This window comes from Paenibacillus mesotrionivorans (assembly GCF_046098205.1).
Classification (GTDB): Bacteria; Bacillota; Bacilli; order Paenibacillales; family NBRC-103111; genus Paenibacillus_AR; species Paenibacillus_AR mesotrionivorans.
The window spans coordinates 34,906-58,484 of the sequence record NZ_JBJURJ010000001.1; the positions used below are offsets into that span (position 1 = coordinate 34,906).

Annotated in this window: 21 protein-coding genes and 1 pseudogene; 1 reads left to right on the forward strand and 21 read right to left on the reverse strand. The window is 55.4% G+C overall.

Translation table 11 applies throughout. The features are described 5' to 3' along the window. Nucleotides 1-121: 121 nt before the first annotated feature. Both ACI1P1_RS00185 and ACI1P1_RS00190 read right to left on the reverse strand, forming a co-directional pair. Nucleotides 122-1,435: a sensor histidine kinase gene (locus tag ACI1P1_RS00185; protein WP_416214334.1), complete on the reverse strand. Its 1,314-nt coding sequence runs from the start codon at nucleotides 1,433-1,435 to the stop codon at nucleotides 122-124. Then, nucleotides 1,432-2,178 carry a response regulator transcription factor gene (locus ACI1P1_RS00190; protein ID WP_416214335.1) on the reverse strand — a complete coding sequence of 249 codons (747 nt, stop codon included), beginning with the start codon at nucleotides 2,176-2,178 and terminating at the stop codon, nucleotides 1,432-1,434. The genes ACI1P1_RS00185 and ACI1P1_RS00190 overlap by 4 nt, the downstream gene beginning before the upstream one ends. Nucleotides 2,179-2,671: 493 nt before the next feature. Between ACI1P1_RS00190 and ACI1P1_RS00195 the strand changes: the two genes are divergently transcribed. Next, complete coding sequence (locus tag ACI1P1_RS00195; protein ID WP_416214336.1) at nucleotides 2,672-3,889, forward strand: aminotransferase-like domain-containing protein; 1,218 nt, start codon at nucleotides 2,672-2,674, stop codon at nucleotides 3,887-3,889. A 7-nt stretch (nucleotides 3,890-3,896) separates the two neighbouring features. Here ACI1P1_RS00195 and gluQRS read toward each other — a convergent pair whose 3' ends face one another. The 19 genes and pseudogenes from gluQRS to ACI1P1_RS00290 all read right to left on the reverse strand — a co-directional run bounded on the left by gluQRS (nucleotide 3,897) and on the right by ACI1P1_RS00290 (nucleotide 23,578). Further along, nucleotides 3,897-4,865, reverse strand: a complete 969-nt coding sequence (gluQRS, locus tag ACI1P1_RS00200; RefSeq protein ID WP_416214337.1) for a tRNA glutamyl-Q(34) synthetase GluQRS — start codon at nucleotides 4,863-4,865, stop codon at nucleotides 3,897-3,899. A 7-nt stretch (nucleotides 4,866-4,872) separates the two neighbouring features. Continuing rightward, the gene (locus ACI1P1_RS00205) at nucleotides 4,873-5,295 is read right to left on the reverse strand and encodes a hypothetical protein (RefSeq protein WP_416214338.1); all 423 of its coding nucleotides are present in this window, start codon (nucleotides 5,293-5,295) and stop codon (nucleotides 4,873-4,875) included. A 170-nt stretch (nucleotides 5,296-5,465) separates the two neighbouring features. Beyond that, a complete protein-coding gene (locus tag ACI1P1_RS00210; protein ID WP_416214768.1) occupies nucleotides 5,466-6,179 on the reverse strand; it encodes a carbohydrate ABC transporter permease in 714 nt (237 codons plus the stop codon). Beyond that, nucleotides 6,162-6,254, reverse strand: a pseudogene (locus tag ACI1P1_RS00215) (carbohydrate ABC transporter permease); the annotation flags it as partial. The pseudogene ACI1P1_RS00215 and the gene ACI1P1_RS00210, both read right to left, overlap by 18 nt. 97 nt (nucleotides 6,255-6,351) lie before the next feature. Continuing rightward, nucleotides 6,352-7,248: a carbohydrate ABC transporter permease gene (locus tag ACI1P1_RS00220; protein ID WP_416214339.1), complete on the reverse strand. Its 897-nt coding sequence runs from the start codon at nucleotides 7,246-7,248 to the stop codon at nucleotides 6,352-6,354. A 121-nt stretch (nucleotides 7,249-7,369) separates the two neighbouring features. After that, complete coding sequence (locus ACI1P1_RS00225; RefSeq protein ID WP_416214340.1) at nucleotides 7,370-8,743, reverse strand: ABC transporter substrate-binding protein; 1,374 nt, start codon at nucleotides 8,741-8,743, stop codon at nucleotides 7,370-7,372. Between the two features lie 304 nt (nucleotides 8,744-9,047). Beyond that, on the reverse strand, nucleotides 9,048-10,679 hold the full coding sequence (locus tag ACI1P1_RS00230) for a response regulator (protein ID WP_416214341.1): 1,632 nt from the start codon (nucleotides 10,677-10,679) through the stop codon (nucleotides 9,048-9,050). Beyond that, nucleotides 10,672-12,432: a cache domain-containing sensor histidine kinase gene (locus ACI1P1_RS00235; RefSeq protein WP_416214342.1), complete on the reverse strand. Its 1,761-nt coding sequence runs from the start codon at nucleotides 12,430-12,432 to the stop codon at nucleotides 10,672-10,674. Before ACI1P1_RS00235 ends, ACI1P1_RS00230 begins: the two co-directional genes overlap by 8 nt. Before the next feature lie 260 nt (nucleotides 12,433-12,692). After that, nucleotides 12,693-12,863 (reverse strand): hypothetical protein, encoded by a 171-nt coding sequence (locus ACI1P1_RS00240; RefSeq protein WP_416214343.1) that lies wholly within the window; start codon nucleotides 12,861-12,863, stop codon nucleotides 12,693-12,695. Nucleotides 12,864-12,960: 97 nt separating this feature from the next. Next, nucleotides 12,961-14,511 (reverse strand): FAD-dependent oxidoreductase, encoded by a 1,551-nt coding sequence (locus ACI1P1_RS00245; RefSeq protein WP_416214344.1) that lies wholly within the window; start codon nucleotides 14,509-14,511, stop codon nucleotides 12,961-12,963. Between the two features lie 49 nt (nucleotides 14,512-14,560). After that, nucleotides 14,561-15,031 (reverse strand): low molecular weight protein-tyrosine-phosphatase, encoded by a 471-nt coding sequence (locus ACI1P1_RS00250; RefSeq protein ID WP_416214345.1) that lies wholly within the window; start codon nucleotides 15,029-15,031, stop codon nucleotides 14,561-14,563. 29 nt (nucleotides 15,032-15,060) lie between these two features. After that, nucleotides 15,061-15,594 carry a hypothetical protein gene (locus ACI1P1_RS00255; RefSeq protein WP_416214346.1) on the reverse strand — a complete coding sequence of 178 codons (534 nt, stop codon included), beginning with the start codon at nucleotides 15,592-15,594 and terminating at the stop codon, nucleotides 15,061-15,063. Continuing rightward, entirely contained in the window at nucleotides 15,594-17,213 is a 1,620-nt protein-coding gene (locus ACI1P1_RS00260; protein ID WP_416214347.1) for an ABC-F family ATP-binding cassette domain-containing protein, read from the reverse strand. Before ACI1P1_RS00260 ends, ACI1P1_RS00255 begins: the two co-directional genes overlap by 1 nt. A gap of 259 nt (nucleotides 17,214-17,472) precedes the next feature. Further along, complete coding sequence (locus ACI1P1_RS00265; RefSeq protein ID WP_416214348.1) at nucleotides 17,473-19,413, reverse strand: ABC-F family ATP-binding cassette domain-containing protein; 1,941 nt, start codon at nucleotides 19,411-19,413, stop codon at nucleotides 17,473-17,475. Further along, nucleotides 19,414-20,499 carry a M42 family metallopeptidase gene (locus tag ACI1P1_RS00270; RefSeq protein ID WP_416214349.1) on the reverse strand — a complete coding sequence of 362 codons (1,086 nt, stop codon included), beginning with the start codon at nucleotides 20,497-20,499 and terminating at the stop codon, nucleotides 19,414-19,416. A gap of 137 nt (nucleotides 20,500-20,636) precedes the next feature. Beyond that, nucleotides 20,637-20,906 (reverse strand): hypothetical protein, encoded by a 270-nt coding sequence (locus tag ACI1P1_RS00275; RefSeq protein ID WP_416214350.1) that lies wholly within the window; start codon nucleotides 20,904-20,906, stop codon nucleotides 20,637-20,639. Nucleotides 20,907-21,256: 350 nt separating this feature from the next. After that, nucleotides 21,257-21,547 carry a Dabb family protein gene (locus tag ACI1P1_RS00280; protein ID WP_416214351.1) on the reverse strand — a complete coding sequence of 97 codons (291 nt, stop codon included), beginning with the start codon at nucleotides 21,545-21,547 and terminating at the stop codon, nucleotides 21,257-21,259. Between the two features lie 49 nt (nucleotides 21,548-21,596). Then, nucleotides 21,597-23,060 carry an FHA domain-containing protein gene (locus ACI1P1_RS00285; RefSeq protein ID WP_416214352.1) on the reverse strand — a complete coding sequence of 488 codons (1,464 nt, stop codon included), beginning with the start codon at nucleotides 23,058-23,060 and terminating at the stop codon, nucleotides 21,597-21,599. After that, nucleotides 23,048-23,578, reverse strand: coding sequence for an A24 family peptidase (locus ACI1P1_RS00290; RefSeq protein ID WP_416214353.1), 531 nt, complete (start codon nucleotides 23,576-23,578; stop codon nucleotides 23,048-23,050). Before ACI1P1_RS00290 ends, ACI1P1_RS00285 begins: the two co-directional genes overlap by 13 nt. Nucleotide 23,579 lies beyond the last annotated feature (1 nt).

Genomic DNA, 23,579 nt, shown 5'->3' on the forward strand with positions numbered 1-23,579 from the left:
CGCGCTATACGGGATTTTTTCACAGGCATTATCGGTTTGATTGTGTACCCACCAAGTCGAATTACACTCGCTTCAATTACTTGGTTCCCATTCATCATCTGTTTCTTCCGCAAAAAGACTCCTACTCCCGGAACAGCGGCAGCTTCACCATGAAGACAGCCCCTTCTCCAAAACGGCTGGATACCGAAGCGGTGCCCCCATGAGCCTCGGCGATACCTTTTACAACCGCCAAGCCCAGACCGATTCCCCGCGGTGCCGGACTTCCGTCGGCGTAAGTACGTTTGCGGTAATAGCGCTGGAACAACTGCTCCGCTTCCTCGGCTTCAATTCCCCAACCGTCGTCCCGGACAGTAATGGCCCATTCTCCAGCCGTTGAAGCAACATTCAGCTCAACCCGGCTTCGCGCATGGCGCAGGGCATTGCCCAACAGGTTCAGCAAAAGCTGGCGGATCCGCCGTTCATCCGCGTACACCCTGATGCTGTAGTCCGCGCGGAGTGAAATAGTAATCCCCTTCTCGTTCGCCTCCGGCTCCAGTAATTCAGCCATGGAAGCGGCGGTTGCCGCCGGTTCGAACCAGCTTTTGTCCAGCTGCAGCGTCCCGTTCTCCGCCAGGGAAAGATCCTGGAGGTCTTGTACCAGCCTGGTCATAGCGGCAATCTGCTCCGACAGAACAGCCAGCCGTTCCGGAGGCAGCGGCCGGTTTTCGTACAAGGCATTGTCCATAGCTACCCGCAGCACAGATAACGGAGTGCGGAGCTCATGGGCCACCTCGGCCACCATCGTCTGCCTGGCCGTCTGCAATTGATTGACCAGCTTGCCGGCCTCCGCTATACTGCCGGCAAGCCGCCGTTCTTCCGGCAGCAGATGCTCCGCTGCCGTATCACTGCCGGACCGGGCGGCCGCTGCAGCGTCAGCCGCCCGGTCCGCCCAGTGCGCCAGCCGCTGCCGCCAGCGCCGGCGCTGCACCCACAGGGCCGGGCCCGCCAATAGCGCCGCGGCGGCCCCGGCCCCTACAGAGCGGAGCCATACGGCCGGTTCCTGCCCGGCCGCTGTCTCCGCTCTGACCATGCCGGCTGGGCCGCCGCCGGCCACAAAAGCCTTGGCTGCCGCATACCGCGGGGCAGCCTCCAACCGCGAATAAGCGGCTATAGTCGCGCCCGTCCCGTCGGTGACGGTCAGGCGGAAGCCGCTTGGGAGCGGATAAGCTCCGGCATCCTGGCGGAGCTGCACCTCCAGAGCCTGCGGGCTCACGCCGGCACCCAGAGCCAGACTCACGTACCGGCTCCAATACAGTGCCAGCCGCTCCGCTTCCTCCTCGCCGTCGGAGGACTCGTGAAACAACGCCGCCGTCAACAAGGCAGTCAGGATGCCGATCACCGCCAGCATCATGGGAATCCGGGCACGCTCCGGGAATGGCTTGGCCATTTTCCTCATACGTCTACTCCCGTTTTCTCATCCGAACCGGGATTAAACTTATACCCCACCCCATAAATCGTCTGGATGAATTCGGGGTGGGCCGGATCATCCCCCAGCTTCCGGCGCAGATTGCGGATATGGCTGTCGATGGTGCGCTCAAAGCCGACATATGTATCCCCCAGTGCCTCCTCCATCAGGTGAGCCCGGGTAAACACTCTCCCCGGCCGCCGGGCCAGCCGCTCCAGCAGCGCAAACTCCGTGCGGGTAAGCTCCAGCAGCTCCCCGTCCAGCAGCGCCTGATACTGCTCCGGGCGGACCGTCAGCCGTCCTCTTCGCAGGACAGGATCAGTTTGTGCAGGAGCAGCCTCCGCCTCGCCTCCGTTGCGGTTGGCTCCCCCTCTCCCGGACCGGCGCAGCACCGCCTTCATCCGCGCCAGCAGCTCCCGAAGACTGAAGGGCTTCTGGATATAATCATCTGCCCCCAGCTCCAAAGCCAGCACCCGGTCGAACTCATCCCCCTTGGCGGTTAACATCAACAGCGGCAGCTGCCACTCCCGGTCATTGCGCCGGCACAGGTCCAGCCCCGTCTCGCGTCCGGCCAACGTCCAATCCACCAGCAGCAGATCCGGTTTTTCCAGCATTATAAGGGCCGGCACCTCCTCGGCGCTGCGGGCTTCAGAAACCCGGCAGCCCTCCCCCCGCAAAAACCGTTCGCCCTCTGCCAGCAGCTCCTCCTCATCCTCAACCCAGAGTATATGCATCGTAAACCTCCCTCCTCGAGTGACTACATCTATTATAGGTGTTGAGACAAGCTGCTGCGGTAAGCTAGAACATTGTAGCACTCCAACTAGTCTGGCACCATCGCTGAGCATCAGCCAACGGACACCACAGCGCTTATTAGCCCCATTTTACTCATAAAACACCTGCCCACAGGGAAATAGAGGTTCCTGCTTCCGTTAGGTTTTCAAAATGGGCAAATACACCGAAATAAGCGCGCTCACTTCCGTTAAAAAATCAGCGGTACAATAACTCCACAAAAATGTTACTCCAACCCCCACACTTTCCCTCATCTCCCAACGAACAGCCCAAATTTGTTGCTATAGCATCATATTTATGTTGCCTTAGCAACATTCATATGCTACATTATTAGCAATAACTGACTATGCCATAAATGATCGCCATCATCATCACAACAAACCTTATGTAATGTAAAAGAACCCAACCTCTTCAACTACCCTTAGGAGTGATTATTCCATGGAATTCCGATTTGCATCCCGTATGTCCCGGTTTACCTCCTCCGCCGTGCGGGATATTCTCAAGCTGACCCAAGGCCGGGACATTATCTCCTTCTCCGGCGGACTGCCCGCTGAGGAGCTGTTTCCGGCAGAAGAACTAAAAAGCGCCTTCTCCCGCGTATTCGCAGACCGGCGCGTGATGCAGTACGGGCTGACGGAGGGTTTGCCGGAGCTTCGCCAGCTCCTGTCCCAACGCCTCGCCGGAAAGGGGATCCCAGCCTCCCCCGACCAATTGCTCATTACCTCCGGTTCCCAGCAAAGCATCGATTTGACCGCCCGGATTCTCCTGGAGCCCGGCGATCTGGTCATTACCGAAAACCCCACCTATCTGGCGGCCCTCCAGGTATTCCAAAGCTCCGGCGCCACCATACTGGGCTTGGATACGGATGAGAACGGCATCCGTCCGGATCTGTTGGAGACCACCCTGCGCGACCATCAGCCTAAGCTACTGTACGTCATCCCCACCTTCGCCAATCCCACCGGGGCCATCTGGAGCCTGGAGCGGCGCAAGGAAATCCTTGCTCTCTGTACCCGTTACGAAACCATGATCCTCGAGGACGACCCATACGGTGAGCTTAGCTTTGAAGCTGAAGCGCTGCCCCCTTCCATCAAAGCTCTGGCGGATGAGACCGGCTTCCCGGGTGTGATCTACACCAGCACCTTCTCCAAAACGGTGGTTCCCGCCCTGCGCATCGGCTGGACAGCAGCGGATGAAACGGTGATCCGGCAGCTGGCCAAGGCCAAACAAACCGCCGATCTCCACTCCTCTTGTCTGGACCAGGCGGCTTTGGCGGAGCTTCTGAAAGCATTCGATCTGGATGGGCATATCCGGCACATCCGCCTGGAATACGCTGCCCGGATGCAGGCCATGCTGGAGGTATTACGAACCGACCCCGCCTTTAGTGAAATTAAGGTCCGCACACCCAAGGGCGGCATGTTTCTGTGGCTGGAATTGCCCGGAGAAGTGGATATGGAGGCGCTGCTCCGCCTGGCTGTGGAGGAAGGGGTCGCATTTGTGCCGGGAACCGGCTTCCATACAGACGGACGGGGAAGCCGGACCATCCGCCTTAACTTCAGCCATTCCGCACCCGAGGTTATACGGGAAGGCATGCAGCGGCTGAAGCGGGCTTATATCCGCTGCCGGAGCGGAACCGGAGCGGAAGCGGCCATGAGCTGACTAAACATCAGTCTCCCCCGGAAATAACCGCCGCCAAATCCTCCTCTGCCAGCCGGACCGCTTCCTTGGGAAGGGCGTCCAGCGAAAACAAGGGGATCAGGTCCTTGGCGGCTACAGGCTCGAAACGGTCCAGCAGGCCATACGCATGCGCGATAAGGCCAATGACTGTTTCGGGCCTGATTTGTCGTTGCCGCATATCCGCCAAAGTAATACCCCCATGCCGCTTGGCAAGGCGGCTGCCGTCCGGACCCAGCAGCAGGGGCACATGGGCAAACCGGGGAACCTGCCACCCTAACGCCTCATACAGCCAAATCTGCCTTGGCGTAGAGTCCAGCAGATCGTATCCCCGCAGCACATGCGTGATATCCATTGCGGCATCATCGGCTACTACCGCCAACTGGTACGCAAGAAAGCCGTCCGCCCGTTTCACGATGAAGTCTCCTCCTGCTCCTGCAGGCACATGCTGTACCCCAACCGCTTCATCCACAAACACCAGCGGCTCCTCAGGGATCTCAAACCGGATAGAAGGGGTTTTGCGCGACGCCTTTTCTGCCAGCTCCTCCTTGCTTGCCTTCCTGCATATTCCCGGATAAGCCGGGCCTTCGGAAGCCAGTCCATGGGGTGCACTGGCGATGGCTGTCAGCTCCGCTCTGCTGCAATAACATGGATATGTATGTCCCATCCGCTTCAACATCTCCAGGACCTCCGCATAAATCTCCAGCCGCCGGCTTTGTATGTAAGGACCGTAAGGCCCGCCCGTATCCGGTCCCTCCTCCCAATCCAGACCCAGCCACCGCAGATCCTCCGGAATCCGCTCAGCAAACTCCGGTTTCGAACGGGGCCCGTCTATGTCTTCTATTCGCAGAACAAATTGGCCGTCCTGGGCGCGTATGTGCAGCCAAGCCAGAAGTGCGGCAGCCGCATTCCCCAGGTGCAGAAGTCCGGACGGCGTAGGTGCAAATCTTCCTCTGACCATGATGGATTCAGCCTCCCCCGTGATAAGCCTCAGGTCCGCCGCCAATGGGGTCCAGTCCCGACCAGGACACGAGGGCCCGGAACATCCGCTCGTCCAAGGGCAGAATAAAATCGCAGGATGCCAAATTCCGCATACCGCTGCGGTTATGAAGCACGGCCCGCCGGACCATAATCCGGTAATGTCGCGAACCCGGTGCCACACTGACCAGCCCTGTTTGCTCCGGCCAATCGGGGAGATGCCGCAGAGGCTTTAAACCGTATGGATCGGAAGGAAGAATACTGAATATATCCGACAGCTGCAAATAATAGTTGGCATGGGGCTTTTGAATAATAAATTCCCGGGTGGTGACGGTATAGCCATAACCCTGCTTTTTGTGGGAAAGCTTCAATTCCCCCTCCATCGCCGGGATGGATATAAAATCGCGGTTCAAGGGCTCTTCCCCTTTCGTACGTTGAAGTCTTGCTGCTTGTTGTTTTAGGATATCATGTTTTCCGGGCAGGTGCTACCAGCCCCGCTCCGTCTTGTACCCCTGCTGAAACGCCAAAAAGACTGCCTTCATCAGGCAGTCCTGTTGTTTGCCGCCGGTAGGCAGCCCTCTTTTTACCCTTTGATCGAGCCTGCATTCATCTGCATGAAGGATTTGTTGGCGAGAATGTAAACCACCAGCATGGGGAGAATGGACAGACAGGCGCCGGCCATCATGAGATGGATCTGCATGGCGGCGGAGGAGCCGTACCGCAGGTTGGCAAGGCCTACCGTCAGAGTCTGCATTTGGGGATTGGTCATAGTGAATACCAACGGCAGGATGTATTCATTCCACGCATGGCGGAAGGCGAACAGCCCCGATACCCCTAACCCCGGCGTCAGCAGCGGCAAAATAATAACGAAAAAGCTGCGGGTAAAGCTGGACCCGTCGATCATGGCCGCTTCATCCAGCTCCTTCGGGATAGACTTCAGGAAGCTCAGCAGGATGAAGAAGGTACTGGCATGGGCACTGACCAGAATCAGTACAACCCCCCACAGGGTTTTGTTCAGATTCAGCAATACCATCAGGTCAAATTGGGGACGCAGCACAACGGCGCCGACGGAAATGAACATCGTGGCAGCCTGCATGCCCACATACAGGGACTTGCCGCGAAACTGCCGCCGGTCCACCACATAAGCGCCCATCGCGGCAACCAGGAGAGTGCCGACGGTGGAGGTGACGCTCAGGAATACGCTGTTCCAGGTGTAACGAGCAAAATTGGTTTGCTGCCAAGCTTCTACATAGTTGCGGAATTGCCAATGCTGGGGCAGCAATCCGCTGCCTCCCATCAGCTCGGCATTGGTTTTCAGCGAGCCGAAGATCGTCATTAAGACGGGAAATAAAGTCAACAGTACGGTAGCCAGCAAAAATGCCCATTTGATCAGATGGCCCAACAGCCGGAATGCTCCGGGAACCTTCGGAGCCGAGGTTTGCTTCGCATTCATAATAACCCGCTCCCTTCTAGTACACGTTGTTCATTTTTTTGCTGAGATAGGAATAGAGCATGGTGATCGCCCCCACAATGATGGCAGTTGCAAACGCAACGGCGCTGCCGTAGCCGATCTGCTGGGTGACCACGGAGCCGGTGGATACCGGGAAGAGCAGCTTGTACAGGTAGAGGTACATGACCTCGGTTTTGCCGATGGGTCCACCTTCCGTCATGACCATAATGCTTTCGTAGCCTTTAAGGGATGCGATAATGGCCAGCATAATAATCATCTGCATGACCGGACCCAGCATCGGCACAGTAATGTACCAGAACTTCTGCGGCCCGTTGGCGCCGTCGATGGCGGCACTTTCATACAGGTCGGCGGGAATATTCTGCAGTCCGGCAAGGAACAGCAGCATGTAATTCCCCACCGCTCCCCAAACGGCGAGAATAATCACCGTCACCATAGCAAACTTGGGGCCAAGCCAATCCACAGGTGCGTCGATCACATGGTATTTCAGCAGCAGTTGGTTTACCATCCCGTTGTAGGAATTGAAGATGATATAGAACACAACGGAGATAACCGCGGTACTGATCACCGTCGGCATAAAATAGATGGCCCTAAGCAAATTGCGTCCGCGGAGCTTGCCGTTCAGGATAACCGCCAACAAGAGCGACAGCGGAATGGTGATGATCAGCTTACCGCCTGCATACACAAAGGTGTTTTTTACAGATTGCCAAAACTCCATATCGCGGAAGAGCCGCCCGAAATTATCTAAACCTACGAACAGTGCGTTGCCATAGCCTGCATAATCATAAAACATAAACCGCAGCACCCAGAACAGCGGGTAGATGCCAAGAGCCAGTGTCAGGATGACGCTGGGGAAAAGAAACAGGGAGTTTTCCCGCAGCCGGGTCCATTTGGACATCTTCTTTTCCTCCTTCATTACCGGAATATGGGTGCAAAAAAGGAGCGTTCGTCCACAAGTGCGCCGACCGCCCCTTTTTGAACCGTTCATTGCTGATTTCTCATTCTGGAGAATCGTTGTTTTATTTGCCTTGCAGCTTGGCCGGGTCGAAGGACGGATTCGGGCTGACCTTTACCTCTCCCTTATCGGCTGCTTTGGTTAATGCCGCGTTGTACCGGGTATTCAGATCCTTGGTGATAGCGCCCAGATCCCCGCCGCTCAGCATGTACTTGAAGAAGGTATCCGCATAGTTGGCGCCCTCCGGAGTCACATTGGGGGAAACCGGCCACATGGAGTCGTATTTGCCTACCAGGAAGCCCTCCATCCCGGTGATTTCCGGCTTTTTGGCCTTGGCGGCAATGCTGGGCACCACAGCGATGCCGAAGCCCTTCTCATGATAGGTGGTCAGGATTTCGTCGCCGTACATGAACTTCATGAATGTCCAAGCGGCATCCTTGTTAGGCGATTTGTCGGAAATGCCCATCCATGTGCCTGCGGATACGATCTCCGAGGTACCTTTGATGGTGCCGTCCAAAGTCGGTGCAAGGGCTCCGCCCCATTTGATTTTGGTCGGGAATTGATCGACATAAACACCTGGTTCGGTGGAGAAGCTCAGGTACATGCCGATTTTGCCTGCAGCGAACTGGGCGCGCATGGGATCGATATCCAAGGTTGCCGCGCCGGGCAGAATGCTGCCGTTGTCGTACATTTGCTTGAAGTATTTCATAACCTCTGCATACGGTCCGAAATCGAACTGGGCGGTTTTGATATCATAACCGAGGCCTTGGTAGCCGCTTAAGGAAAGGATTTCCCGGACGGAACGGTCAAAGGCGCTTTTTGGACTTTTAAAGTTCAGGGCGAAGCCGTAGATGCCGTCTTTTTTACCCATGTCGGTGATTTTCTTGGCGACGTCCACCATTTCCTGCAGGGAAACGGGAGGTTTGGCAATTCCCGCTTTTTCGAACAGCTCCTGATTGTATACCAGGCGCAGAGTCAGGCCCGTATTGGGCAGGGATACCAGCTTGCCGTCAAAAATATTGACCTTGTCGATCAGCAGATCCTTAAATTTGGCCTTGAGTTCATCTGTCATGTAGGAGTCCAAGGGGGCGAGGTAGCCTTTTTTGTAAAAGGTTTCGGCATTGCCGCTTTTCAGGCGAAGCAAATCCGGCGCCTGGTTGCCGGCGAAGGCCACGTCCACGCTTTGGGCGTAGTTTTCCGAAAGGACGGTCAATTCCACCTCAATATTATCCTTGTTGGTGGTATTAAACTTGTTGATCATTTCCTTGATGTATTCCTGGTCGTGCCGGTCATCGGTCCAATATTTGATGACCTTCTTAGGTCCTGCCGTAGGAGCGGTGCTGGCTGCCGAATCCTTGGTGTTGTTTCCTCCGCATCCGGCTAATCCTCCTGCGGCCAAGGCCACGCCGAGGCTTAAACCGATGGCTTTTTTCCACATGTGCATATCCCCCTATTTGTCGAATAGCGTTCTTTACATCTTGATTATACGGCCCGGACCGCTAGAAAGGAGTGGGGTAAACCTACTGTGCAGGGATACGATTCCACTGTCGTCGCGGAGCGTGAATATTCATAGTGAAATGACTGGGAGGGAAAAAGTGACTTGAGGGCGAGTTTTTTGGCGGCCTTGAAACCTTACCATTCTAATCGAATCAAGGCCGACAAAACGTGTTTGAGCCTCCAAGGCACTTCTTTCCCGGTAAGGAATGGAACCCCTTGAATATTCACGCTTCGGCAGACACCCCCTACAAACTGTCCCGCCCTTCCGCCCCTTCCGGATGATAGCTTTCGCGGAATTCCGAGGGGGTTTTGCCGGTGATTTTCTTGAATACCTCGCTGAAGTAACGCCTCTCCTCATAGCCCAATGCGTTGGCCACCTCCTGGACCTGGGAGCCGCCGATCAGCATTTCCTTGGCCTTGGCGATGCGCTCGGCCGTTACGAATTGGGTCACGGTCATCCCTGTTACCTTCTTGAACAGGCCGGAATAATAACTGGGGCTCAAATGGACCCAGGCGGCACATTCGCTGACCCGCACCTCCCGGTCCAGATGGCTTTTGATAAAGTCGACACTTTTATAGATCAAGGCCTGTCCCTCCGAGACGTGATGGCGTCTAACCAGTTCCGCCCCTTCCCTGCACAGCGTCTGGATCAGCTGCTCCAAACCAGCCAGTGGTATTTCCGGCCTTCGGGTTTTGTAGCTGTTAATAAGAGGCTGCAGCTCAGGCAGCGGCACCAGCTCATAGAAGGTCCTGATTGCGGCCGCCGCCAGCTCCTCATACAGACTTTGCACATAATCCGGATGGGGCTTGGGCGTCATCTGCTGCAGGGAATCGGCCATTTCTGCCAGCAGGTCGGCCGCCCGGTCCCCGTTGCCTGAGCGGAGCATCAGCAGAAGCTCGTCCTTTTGCTCCAGTGCCAAGGGTGCCTGCCTGTCCGTACGTGGCATCTGGGAATACCCCAAGGCGCCGTTGCCGTCGGTAAACATGTGGCAGGCCAGAGCTTGGACGGCCTGGACATAGGATTCCGGCAGACCGCCGATATCCTTCACATTCCCGCCCACACCAACCGAAACAGTGAATTTTGTGAAACGCTCGATATTCTTGCATACCTCCTCCGCCCAAATAGCCGGATTGTCCTCCTGCCGGATGTTCAGCACCGCAATAAACCGGTTCATGCTGGAGCGGAATACGATACACTTCGTATATTCCCGCAGCGTTTCCTCGGCAATATTCTGCAGAGAAAAGCGCATCAGCTCCACCTCATTCACGGACATATCCGCGGAACGCTCTTGAACCCTGTCTATCTCCAAGGCCATCACACAAAGACCGGCGGGGTCCAGCGGGATGTTCAGAAATTCCCAGCGGCGGGCTGTCCGCTCCCAATTGGTGCGGTGGCGCACCAGCAGCCCCAGATACTCCTGCTGCAGGAGCGGGATGCTCTCCCGCAGCTTGCCCTCCATTTCCTGGACGGAAAGAACCCGGGAGCGCTCCTCCTCAATCTGCTCCTTCGCCCGGCGCACAGTCCCCAGAATGTCCTCTTCGGTAAAAGGCTTCACCACAAAATCAAAGGCACCTAATGAAATGGCTTCCTTGGCATATTCAAAATCCGTATAGCCGCTGATCAGAATGACCTTACAGGCTACCTGAAGCTCCAGAATGGACCGGAGCATGGTCAGCCCGTCCATCCGCGGCATCCGGATATCCGTGATGACAATATCCGGCTTTGTTTCCTTGATCAGCTCCAGCCCGTCCTCCCCGTTGGCTGCCGTACCGGCAAAGCGGATGCCCTCCCGCTCCCACTCCATCGCCTTCAGGCCTTCTACTACTGTACGGGTGTCATCAACAACACAAATGCTGATGTCCTTCCATTTAAACATCACTTCCAGCCTCCTTGAACGGGATGTTTATACAAATCACGGTACCGCGGCCGGGATGGCTCACCACATGAAAGCACGCTTCCCCGCCATAATACAGCTGGAGGCGCTGGATCAGATTGCCGATGGCATATCCCTTTCCCTGCTCCGCCCTAAGCATGGCCCGGACGGCATCCTCCTCCATGCCGCAGCCGTTATCCTCCACCCGGATGCTCCAGCAGCCGGCGGATGGGTCCGAATCCAGCTCAATGCTGATCCGTCCGCCGCTTTCCATACTGGAGAAGCCGTGGAGAATGCTGTTTTCCACCAGCGGCTGAAGAATAATCCGCGGCACAGTCAGCTCCTGCAGGGACGGATTCTTAACCAGAATGCTGTATTCGAACAAATTCTCATAACAGGAGGCCTGCAGCTCCAGATAGAGCCTGACATGCTCCAGCTCTTTCTCCAGCGTGGTGATTTCCTTGCCTTTATTCAACCCCAGCTGGAACAGCCGCGACAGGGAGACGACCATGGTTTGGGACTGGTCCACCTGCTTGAGCTTCAGCTTCCAATAGATCACATTCAGAGTGTTATAAAGAAAATGCGGGTCCATCTGGGCGGACAGGGCCTTGATTTCCGTACTCCGTTTGCCCGCCTCCGCCTCCTTCACCTCGTCAATCAGCACCACGATCTGGTCCAGCATCCGGTTGAAGCGGAAACCTACCTGAGCCAGATCATCCTCATGCCGGCTTTCGAAGCGGGCGGTCAGATCATTGCTTTCCACCCGCTTCATCACTTTCTGGAGCTTGTGCAGAGGAGTCAGCAGATACCGGGTGAAGGCCCCGGCCACAAAGAGGGTGACCAGGAAGCTGGCCAGGGTGATGAACAGAATCATCCATTTGACATAAATCATATCCTTCATTACATAATCCTTGGATTGAATGGCGAGGATGGTCCAATCATTCACATGAAGCCGAGCGTAATTGAGCAGATAGGTGCTCCCGTTTTTGTCGAAGGAGGTATAGCCGTTTACGCCGCTGCGGGTAATCTCCCCCACCAGCTCACTTTTGGCTGTCTCCGTCACCAGCAGATCGGATTCGCTGTAAATCAAAGCCGCATCCTCATTCATTAGAAACCGGAGGGAGCCGCTGTTCCCCGATTCCGGTCCGACCAGCTTGCGCAGCCCGTCCTCCCTGATATTGACCACCACATAAACATCCTTCAAAGTCATCTCGGCGATAGGCTCCAGCACAAGGGAAACCACCCGCTGCTTGCCGTAAAAAAGCGGGTCCTCGTGGCCTTCGATCCAAACTGTCCGTTTTTGACTCTCCACCCGCTTATACATATCCGTATCACGGAAATCCTCTTGCCTGTTGCGGTTCATGGACGAGGGGTAGAACTCCCCCATGGGGGTGGAAACAAAGATACCTTGAATCAACGGCTCGGCAATCCGTGCCTGGGTAAATACATTGTCCAGGTTGGTCCAATGGGTATAATACTCGCTGTCATTGCCCACGGATACATCCTTTAGCATGCTCTTGAACTGCTGGCTAATCATGAAGGTCATCATGACCATGCTCAGCTTGCTAAGCTTTTCATCCACCGTTTGGGCGGTTTTCGCTACTGTGTCCTGGGTCAGCTTCAGCGCGTTGTCCTCCAGGATGCCGGTGGTGATGGAATAGGAGAAATAGCCGGTCATCAGAATGGACAGCAGGGTCACGGTCATAAAAGCGGCGATCAGTTTATTGCGGAAGGGAGCTTGGCTTATCCATTTCATGCGGGAAACCTCCGCTCGTGAATGTTGTCTTTTGTCGGAATAAGGCGTATATCCTGATTATGGGGTGGACAAGCGGAAAATACAACGTTTTCAAAACGCAAGGCTACCAGTATGAGTATAAGCCTAAACAGGCCAGGTAAAACGGTGGCGATTCCACTTTTAAGGGATACTTTTTTACGGTGTTGGGGTTGGATGAACATAAAAAAGACCCTTTTACCGGAGTAAAAGGGCCGTCCTATCGTATAGTACTGAGGTCCGCTTTAATATTTCGGGGGGAACAGATTGAACAGGCTGGTCGGCGTGTCCAACCACACGTCCGAATTGTCTTCCTTCAGAATGCGTTGGATCTCATCACTGGCTCCTGCGCGCTTTTCCAGGTTCCGGATCTCTTCCGGTGCTGCTTCCTTTTCCTTCACAAACAGGTTCATCATGGCGATTCCCTCCTTGTTGGTGGAAAACGATATCATTGCATGTCACATATATGTTTTCTATAGCCATTATAACATATATTTATCTGATTGCAACGGGTCACTTTTCCAGGATCGCCTGGTGACGCAGCAGCTCCTTCTGAAGCAAATCCATATCCGGTTTAGCAAGCTCCATCCTGCCGTCTGCCGCCAGCGCTGCGGAGGTTCCCGCCGCATCCCCCAGCATGATCAGGTTGGGATAGACCCTCATGGCCGACCAGGAATAGGAATCAATGTTCGCCGCATATCCCGGCAGCAGGAGGTTGTCCACATATGGAGTCTGCAGCACCTCATAAGGAACGTACCAAGGCTCATGCAGCGGATTGGTCAACGCTTCCTGCTTCTGATAGGTATTGGAATCGAAGTTATAGAACCCGACCCCGATCCGCCTGTCATAGAAGTCCTGGCCGCCCTTCATCACATCCGCTTCCGTTAAGGCATGAGCCTTGCCGGCCCCCGGTTTATTGAGGGCATGGATGGTTTCCCGCAGGTACAGGATCTCACCGGCTGCAGGCTCCCCGTTCTCCAGCACCGGCTCCACATTGGCAAACCCCGGCAGCTTGCGGATCATCTCCCAATACTCGGGCTTCTTAAGCTCCTGCAGCGCCAGCTCCCGTGCTTCCTCCGGGTCCAGTTCCGGAGAGTCGGGATACAGTCCGTTGTCCAGCTCCCGGTCCCGCCACATCTTCCGCCCGTCCACCTTATAAATGATCATGTGGTTCATCCAAAAGGGTGTTTTGGAGGTATCCGCGCCCACATGGGAATAACCATCCTCTCCGGCATTGTAGGCCTTCAGCCTGAAGTAGGGGCTGTTCTTGTCATACGCCAGAATTTCCGGGATGGTATACACCTCCCGCCCTCCCCAAAACTGGAAGGAGCCTCTGGTGGAATAGGCCACTCCGTTAGCCGTTTTGTTGGGGGCGATAGCGGCGTACGCGTCCACTCCCTTCACCTTGTACATGAGGGTCGCCACCATTTGCAGCTGGTCCTTGCCCGTATCCTCCCGGCCGGTGGTGTATCCCGCTCCGGTGAGCCGCAGCAGCCGCCCGGTTTCGGAGGCATCGATGAACACCTTAGCCTGCACTGATGCAGCTGTGCCGCTGAACCGGTACCGGCCATCCTGAGGATCCTTGCGGATTTTGCGGAAGTGCAGTTCCTTCAGGGAGGTGGAGCTCTCCTGGAGGTCCGCCTGAGTGATATCCGTCTCATATAGGATCCGGATGCGCCCGGAAGCTTGAGTTTCCCGGGCAAAATAGCTCTCCATCTCCGACGGCGCAAACACAGCCCCCAATGCCTTCACAAATCTGTACAAAGAGCCTCCCTGGGAGCCCGTGTAATCTGAAGGCAGTCCCGGTGGAAGGCTGGATGGTTTATGATAGTTCAGGTCAAACAGGTTCTGCCTGCCGGCAGTCATAGTGGAGCCCAATTGGCGTTCAGGCACAATCATCAGCACATCCGCCCGAGGGCTGGAGGACACAGCCGTCAATGCGGCGGAGACCGCTTGCGGACCGCCTCCATAGATCACAATCTCATAAGTCACCCCCCGTACCGAGGCGGTGGAAAACAAACCGAACAAGGAGATGATCAGGAATGCGGACGCTTTGCGGAGCATAAAGGCTGGCTACCTCCAATTGAAATCTTAGGTGTGTGTTTTAAGTCAGCTACAGGTTTTCGGCTTGCCGGATATGGGTCAGCAGCGCCTCGCAGCCTGCATCCACCATTTCGTAAACCTCCTGGAAATTCCCGGTGTAATAAGGGTCGGGCACATCCGTATGCTGCCGTCCCTCCACGTAATCCATCAAAGGCAGCACCCGGGCAGCATGACCCTCCGGTGCAAACTGCTTCAAGTCCGCTACATTGGCGGCGTCCATAGGCACAATATACTGGTACAGACCAAAGTCCTGCCCATTCACCTGGCGGGCGGCAATCCCCTTGTCGGAAATGCCGAACTCCTTCAGGATTCCGCGGGTTCCTTCATGGGGCGGTTTGCCGGTATGCCAATTGCCGGTTCCGGCGGAGTCCACCCGGATTTTGTCCGCAAGACCCGCCTTCTCCACCTTATTGCGGAATACGGCCTCGGCCATGGGGGAACGGCAGATGTTGCCCAAACAGACGAACAATATCTGGATCAAGGTTATCCCTCCTAGGTCGGCAGTGATAATTAAGACAATTGCTCTAATGTTTTGATCGTATGGGAAACCAGCTCAGGAAGGTCATCAATCACCGCTTCCGTAAATGTCCGCCCGAACAAAAGCCGGAGGGTATGGCTGACCGTTTCTTTCCCGAAGCCATAGGTATGGGTCACTTGCTGCTCCAGCTGATATTGCCCGCCCCATACAGCTTTTACCGCCGCATCCGCTTGTGCACAGACCGATTGCGGGTTTGTTTCCTCGGCGCCTCTGGCATGGGGGATGTTGGCGATAAACGATACTGTAAGCGAGCAGCCCGCCTCTGCCTTAGACTGCTCCAAAATCTCCGCTGCTATGTTGCGCAGGGAGGATGAAAGCTCCACCCACGCCGTATACAGGCCTGCGGACGGTTTGGCGCGGAAGGCAATCCGGAAGGTACGGGAGAGAGACGCAAGGTCCACCAGGTCTTCCCGGGCGGCCACCTGGATGGCGCCGGCCAGATCCCGGTCGTATACCTCCCCCTCCAGCATAACCTTCACATTATCGAATACAGTGGGATCAAACATCAGGAATACAGCTTCTCCCGCTGGCTTTTCACATCATCATTTTCCAGATATTCATCGAATGTCGTCATCATCTTATCGATCATGCCGTTGGGGGTAATCTCAATGATCCGGTTGGCGATGGTTTGAATGAACTGGTGGTCATGGGAAACGAACAGCATGGTGCCGTCGAAGTCCACCAGACCATTGTTCAGCGCGGTAATGGATTCCAGATCCAAGTGGTTGGTGGGTTCGTCAAGAATCAGAACATTAGCGGACTGCAGCATCATCCGAGACAGCATACAGCGCACCTTTTCGCCCCCGGAAAGCACGTTAGCCTTCTTCACCGCTTCTTCACCGGAGAACAGCATCCGTCCCAGGAAGCCGCGGATAAATCCTTCGTCCTGTTCCTTGGAATATTGGCGCAGCCAATCCACCAGCGTCAGGTCGCATCCGTCGAAGTATTCGGAGTTATCCTTGGGGAAATAAGCTTGGGAGGTGGTGACGCCCCAGCTGAAGGAGCCGGCATCTGCCTCAAGCTCGCCCGTAATAATTTGGAACAGGGTCGTTTTGGAAAGTCCGTGCGGGCCGACAAAAGCGATCTTGTCTCCCTTGTTGACTGTAAAGCTGATATTGTCCAGCACCTTCTCGTCGCCGACGGTTTTGGTGAGACCTTCTACTGTCAAGAGCTGCTTGCCTGCTTCCCGTTCAGCCTTGAAATTACAGTACGGATACTTCCGGTTAGAAGGACGGATATCATCCAGGGTCAGCTTCTCCAGCTGCTTCTTCCGGGAGGTGGCTTGTTTGGACTTGGAGGCATTGGCGCTGAATCGGCGGATAAATTCCTCCAGCTCCTTGCGCTTCTCCTCCACCTTCTTGTTCTTGTCGGACATGAGCTTCTGGGCCAGTTGGCTGGATTCATACCAGAAATCATAGTTGCCCACATACATCTGAATCTTGCCGAAGTCAATGTCGGCGATATGGGTACAAACCTGGTTCAGGAAGTGACGGTCATGTGATACTACGATAACGGTGCCGTCAAATTTGGCCAGGAAGTTTTCCAGCCAGGTGATGGATTCCAGGTTCAAGTGGTTCGTCGGTTCATCCAGAAGCAGGATGTTCGGGGTGCCGAACAGGGCCTGGGCCAACAGGACACGGACCTTCTCATTGCCGTCCAGATCACGCATCAGCAGGTCATGCTTATCCTTGCCGATGCCTAAGCCCATCAGCAGTTCTGCCGCGTCGGATTCCGCTTCCCAGCCGTTCAGCTCGGCGAAATCGCCTTCCAGCTCAGCTGCACGCATACCATCCTCGTCGGAGAAGTTCTCCTTCATATAGATAGAGTCCTTCTCGACCATAATCTCATACAGCTTGGAATGGCCCATAATAACCGTCTTCAGAACCTGAACATCATCATATTCATAATGGTTCTGCTTCAGGACAGCCATACGCTCGCCCGGGCCGATGGATACCTCACCGGTGCTGGGTTCAATCTCGCCGGAGAGAATTTTCAGGAAGGTGGACTTACCGGCACCGTTGGCGCCGATCAGGCCGTAACAATTGCCAGGTGTAAACTTGATATTAACCTCATCAAACAGCGCGCGGCTGCCATATCTAAGCGATACATTGCTTACTGTAATCATCCGTCCGTAACCGCCTTTTCATCCATGAAGGAATAGTCATATATTCAAAAGTTTATTGTAGCACAAAATGGGCCTGAAAAAAAGAAATTTTACGGATTAGGGTGTGTCTTCAAACTCGAGGGGAGCAGATTTAGCTGGATTTTCGTTCCAGGCAAGGCACTTTGGTGCAGGCGTACCGGAGGGTACGTCAAGCCAAAGTAACGCAGCAAGGAGCGAAAAGACGGTGAAAGCTGCCCTCAAGCGGGTTTGAAGACAGGTCCTAGCCGCGTTTTTCCCGCTCTATGGCCTCCACTAGCTCGGATAGCTCCGTCCAGCGGGTCATAGCTTCATCCAGCTCCACTTCTTTATCCGATTGTGTCTGGAACAGCTCCTGCACCTTTGCGGAATCGCTGCCTGACGCTGCCAACTCTCTGCGGATGCGCTCCAGGTCTTCCTCCAGCCCGGCAATCCGTTCCTCGATCCCGTCCCACTCCTTCTGATCCTTGTAGGATAGCTTGCGGGCACGGCTTTGGGAGGACTGGGTTCCGCTTAGGGAAGTGGCAGTCGATTGAGCCGGGCTTTTGGCTGCAGAAACCGATGATACCTCCCGCTCTGCGGCTTCCTGTTCCTTGCGGGTTTCGAGATATTCGGAATAGCTTCCGAGGAACGGAGATACCTCTGCGTCTCCCTCAAAGGCCAGCAGCTTGTCTGTCACCCGGTCCAGGAAGTACCGGTCATGGGAAACAGCGATTACGGTACCGGGGAATTGCTCCAGATAATCCTCCAGAATGGTCAGGGTCTGAATGTCCAGGTCATTGGTGGGTTCGTCCAGGAGCAGCACATTGGGCTCTCCCAGCAGCGTGCGGAGTAGATACAGCCTGCGCTTCTCCCCGCCGGACAGCCGGCCGATGTAGGTCCATTGCTGCTCCTGGGGGAACATAAACCGCTCCAGCATCTGGGAGGCAGAGACGGTCACGCCGTCGTCCAGCTTGATGGTTTCGGCAGCTTCGCGGATATATTCCAGAACCCGCTTGTTGGGGTCCAGCTCCTCATTCTCCTGGGTATAATAAGCCATACGGACGGTGCTTCCGGTTTCGATGGTCCCGCCGTCAGGCTGAAGCTGCCCGGCCAGCATCCGCAGCAGCGTGGTTTTGCCGCTGCCGTTAGGTCCGATAATCCCAATGCGGTCGCCGGGCTGAATCAAGGCGCTTAAGTCCTTGACCAGGGTCTTGGAACCGTAGGTTTTGGAGACGTTCTCCAGCTCCAGCACCTTTTTGCCCAGCCGGCTGGCCGTTACCTGGATCTCCATCGCTTCCTGGGGAGCATCCGGCGTTTGCTTCTGCAGGGCCTCCGCACGATCAATTCTTGCTTTCTGCTTGGTGCTGCGGGCCTGGGCGCCGCGGCGCAGCCATTCCAGCTCCCGGCGGAGGAGGTTACGTCGTTTATCCTCCGAAGCTGCCTGCATCTCTTCGCGTTCCGCTTTTTTCTCCAGATAGACGGCGTAATTGCCTTCGTAAGGATAGATGCTGCCCTTGTACAGCTCCAGGATCCGGTTGGCTACCCGGTCCAGGAAATACCGGTCATGGGTTACCAGAAGCAGCGCTCCCCTATACTTGGACAGCTGTCCCTCCAGCCATTCCGCGGTTTCATTGTCAATATGGTTGGTGGGCTCGTCGAGGATCAGAAGATCCGCCGGATGAATCAGCGCGGCGGCCAAGGCGACACGTTTCTTTTGACCCCCGGAAAGCTCATTGACATGCTGGGAATAATCCTGGATGCCCAAGCGGGACAGGATGGTTTTGGCTTGGGTTTCCGCCTCCCAGGCGGAGGAAGCGTCCATGGCCTGCTGGGCGGTGAACAGCCGCTTTTGCTTCTCTGGGTTTTCCGGATCTGCACCCAAGGCGGCCAAGGCAGCTTCGTAATCGCGGATGATCCGCATGGCGGGCAGATCTCCCCGGAAGATATAGTCCAAGACAGAGATGGCTTCGGTAAACTCCGGGGTCTGGTCAAGGTAAGCAATACGGAAGCCGCCCGGTTGGATCACTTTTCCTGAATCCGGCGCTTCCAGCCCGGCCAATATCCGCAGCAAGGAGGATTTGCCCGTGCCGTTAACGCCGATGAGCCCGATCCGCTGGCGTTCGGCAACGCTGAAGGATATCTGGTTGAACAGCACCTTCACGCCATAGGATTTGCTGAGATTTTCTGCTGTAAGGACATTCATTTAGGCAATCGGCTCCTTTTCCGGCTGATCCTCCGGCTCCAGCACATATGCGGCCAGAAGCGAGATGGTGTTCATCAAGGCATCGCGGTGGGTACGCTCCATAGAGTGGGAAGCATGGACGCCCGGCCCGATTAATGCGGCTTTGAGGTTATTGCCGCCGCGCATAGCAGCCGACGCATCCGATCCGTATTGGGGATAGATATCCACCGCAAACCGCAGACCGTCCCGTTCCGCCAGCTGGATGAGGCGTGTGGTCATGGCGTAATCGTAAGGGCCGGAGGAATCCTTGGCACAGATGGATACATCCTGCTCCGTGCAGCTCAGGTCATCACCCATCGCCCCCATATCTACAGCGATCAGCTCTCCCACGTCGGAAGGCATGTACGCAGCACCGTGTCCTACCTCCTCGTAAGAGGTAATGATCAGCTTCAGCGTCTTATGGGGTTTGTTTCCCGTCCGGGCTATCAGCTCCGCCAAGCCGAACAAACAGGCCACTCCCGCTTTGTCATCCAGGTGCCGGGATTTAATAAAGCCGTTCTCCAGAATGCGGGTTCTGGGATCAAAGGAGATATAGTCCCCGTTGCGAATGCCCAGCTCCGTCACTCCAGCCTTGTTTGTCACCAGCGCATCCAGCCGGATCTCGAGATTTTCCTCCTCCCGCTTCTGGTCTCTTGCGTTTTTATACACATGGACAGAAGGTGCGGTTGTGAGGATTGTGCCTGTGCAGGTGGTGCCGCTGCGGGTATGAACCGTACAATATTCTCCCTCAATGGAGTTCATGTCGTAACCGCCAACAGGGGTAAACCGCAGGGTGCCAGAACTCTTCACGGCGCGGACCATGGCGCCAAGAGTATCCACATGGGCGGTTAAGGCAAGGGTACCTGTTCCTTCTTCACCAGGGATGGTGATGATGCAGGCTTGTTTCGGTGTACGCTCCACCGCCCAGCCCAGCCTGGCCGCCTCCGTCTCCACCCGGAGCAGCACTTCGTGACAGAAGCCGCTGGGGCTGGGGATAGCCAATAAATCCTGCAGCATGGCCAGCACATAATCGGCATCAATGTAGTTTATGTAGGGTTTCGTTATCATAAAATGTATCCCGCCTCTCAAAAGGTTCCCAGCTTCTCATTGTACACCAGATCGGCTCTAATTCCTACGGACAACAAAAACAGGAACCGAATAGTGGGCTTCCCCGTCCGGTTCCTGCTTGATTGTTGTATGGGAGATCAAGAAACTGCCTGGGCAGCAGCCGCTGCCTTCTTCTTCTTCAATGCGGCAATCCCCTGCGCCGTAATTTTGGCCATATAATGGGAGCCTTCGGATTGAAACCGGATCAGGCGGTTTTCAGCCAAGTATTCAAGGGCGAAGAATTTCTCAGGATTCATCTCTTCCCACGTTTTCGGAATCATGGCCTTGCGGCCTTTTTCTACCAGATGAAAGGAATACAGCTCCTGCAATACTTCTTCACGGATTTTAGCGCGCTTTAGAGATGCCATGGTGGCTCACACTCCTTCAAGGGTCGGTTGTCTTATATTTCCAATTGCTTCGGTCTTGCGTTATTCAAATACCTTAATTAGGTATTAACCAGCTTCTTATCTTATGAAACACTTTTGCTAAAAAAAATTGAAACTGGCTTCATCTGGGTTATTTTTATTAATATTTAATTTATAAACTTTATCGTTTACTAAGTATTATAAATACATAATAACAATTTCCTATCCCCCCGTCAAACATTAATTTGAAAGGAAATGAATGAAAAAAAGACGCCTCCCGGCTTTCCGGAAGACGTCTGGCGGATATCGGACACAAGCATGCAAAACCTGACTCCAGCTTGTTTTTTCTGCGGTTAATCGACAATAAAATCAACGGCCACCGCCGCTTGCCGCACGGTTGCGATGTAGCTGCTGACCTCTACATGATACGGATGCACCTGATATGCATTCATGTCATCCAGACTTTCGAAGGTCGTAATCAAAGCCAAATCGTAAGAACGTTCCGAACGGACTACGTCGATGCCAACCTCGATCTCCAGCAGCTGGGGTACCCGGCCTTTTAAGCTGAGCAGCTTATCCTTCACTTCCTGGAGCTTGTCCGGGGCCGGATCAGCCAATTTGAACAGCACTACATGGCGCAGCATTCCACATCTCTCCTCTTGGATTATCCTTAAGGGGGATTATACCACGCGGCTAGCGGATGCGGAAGATCAAGTGGGTTTGAGCCGCCGTGATCCTGTCACCGTTTTTAAGGGGATAGGTTTCGTGAGGGGCAAGGGATTCGCCGTTGAGCTTTGTGCCGTTTTTGGAGCCCAGATCACAAAGCACCCACAGCTCCCCCTCCCGCCTGATCTCGCCATGGATCCGGGATATGCCGGAGGCATTCAGCACACAATCGGCTTCACCCGGGCTCCTTCCGAAGGAAAAGCGGGTACGGCTGACGAGGAGCGATGAGGCAACGGCTTCATTCTCCAGCAGCTCGAGCACCGCTTGAGGGGCGAGCAGCTCCGTTTCCGGAAGCAGCAGTTCTGTCGGCGGCACAGCAGGTCCGCTCTCTTCGGACTCCTCCAGCAAAACAGTTAATGCCGGGTTTTCCCGGTACAGCCGATTCCGCTCCTCCGTCCATTGGAAGGAGCGTGCGGCGGCAGATTCCGGCTCCTTGTAGTCAAGCGTCTGCTCCCTCGGGAACGGCTGGGCCGGTTGCGGCATCCAGCTGTCCGGCTCCTCGTCCGGCTCCGTCAGAAGCTCTTCCTTTTCTTTGCGCTTGCTCCATAGATAAAGAATTATGCCTGCTAACGTCACGATGCCCGCCGAACCCATCACAACTGGCGAAGGAAATACCGCGGCAGCGCCCCATGCCACCACCATGAGCACAAGCGCCAGCCGCAGTGCAGCAGCGGAGGATAGCCGCCATTGGGCTGGCTCGAACCGCAGGGTATCCCCGTCGTCCTGCAGCTCTGTCTGCAGCCGCAGCTCCTCCGTTGCACTTGGTCGCGGGGGGCTGTGCCATGGCGTATCCGCAGGATAGGACTCTTCCGCCGCTGCTTGCTGGGAGGTGCCCGTCTGCCCGGCGGGAGAAAATTGCAGGGCAATCAGCAGCTGCTTAAAATCCTCCAGCTCGAACAGGGAGCTTTTGAGGCACTCCACCATCACACTGCATTCTTCCAATGAAATATGGCCCCATTCTATTAATTGAAGCGTAAGCTGGTACAGTTCATGGCGGAGCGAGGGTTTTTGCTCCAGATGCCGAAGCGGCAGATACACCATCTGGATATCCCGCGGGCCCTCACCGATGAGAATAAGCGAAGGGTGCAGGGCATACTTGCGTTCATCCAATAAGTACACCCTGCTGTCCGCCAAGGTGGTGACGATGGTCAGCAGCGCCTCTATAAGAAGCTTCGCATCCGCATCGCCGGCCTGAAACCGGCTTTGCAGCGGCTGCCCTACGGGAAGCCTGTAGCGGAGCCTGGCCTCCGCGTTCATTTCCTCCACATCCAAAGGCAGGATGCGGGGTATGGAGTGCCGCTCCAGCATCCGCAGATCCAGACGGGACAGTGCCGCCGCCGGAACCGGGTTTCCCTTATGGGTCAGAAGCCAATACCGGCCCTGCCCTTTTTCGGCTGTGAAGGTCATGTCCAGATAAGTTACAGCATCCATACAGGTACTCCTTTGCTGCCGGTTTCCCACAAGGCGGTGCAGATTCCCGGAATGACCGCCGCCATAAACGGGAAGCGAAGAGTCAGCCGTTCATCTATGGCCAGCTTCTGCCGGATCAATAAGAACCCGGTAACGGCAAGCAGCATCCCCTTTCCGTTGGCGATGAGCCTACGCTGGTATAGCAATATCCCGAATCCGATGACCCCGGCCCATAATACGGAATAGGTGATAGTCGAAAATGTCAGCAGAGGTCCGCTAATAGCTCCAATAGCCGCAAACAGCTTGACGTCCCCCGCCCCCACCGCCTTAAACATATACAAAAGCAGCATAACAGCAAACCCTAGACCTGCCCCTGCGAACGAACGACCCAATCCTGTCAGCCCTCCTGCCCAAACATGCCCCAGCATCCCGCCGCACAGACCCGCCACAGAAAGCCAATTGGGGATTTTCCGGTGCCGCAGGTCTGTATAACCTGCTGCCAGCGCCACCATACCCAACATACAAACGAAGATATCCATG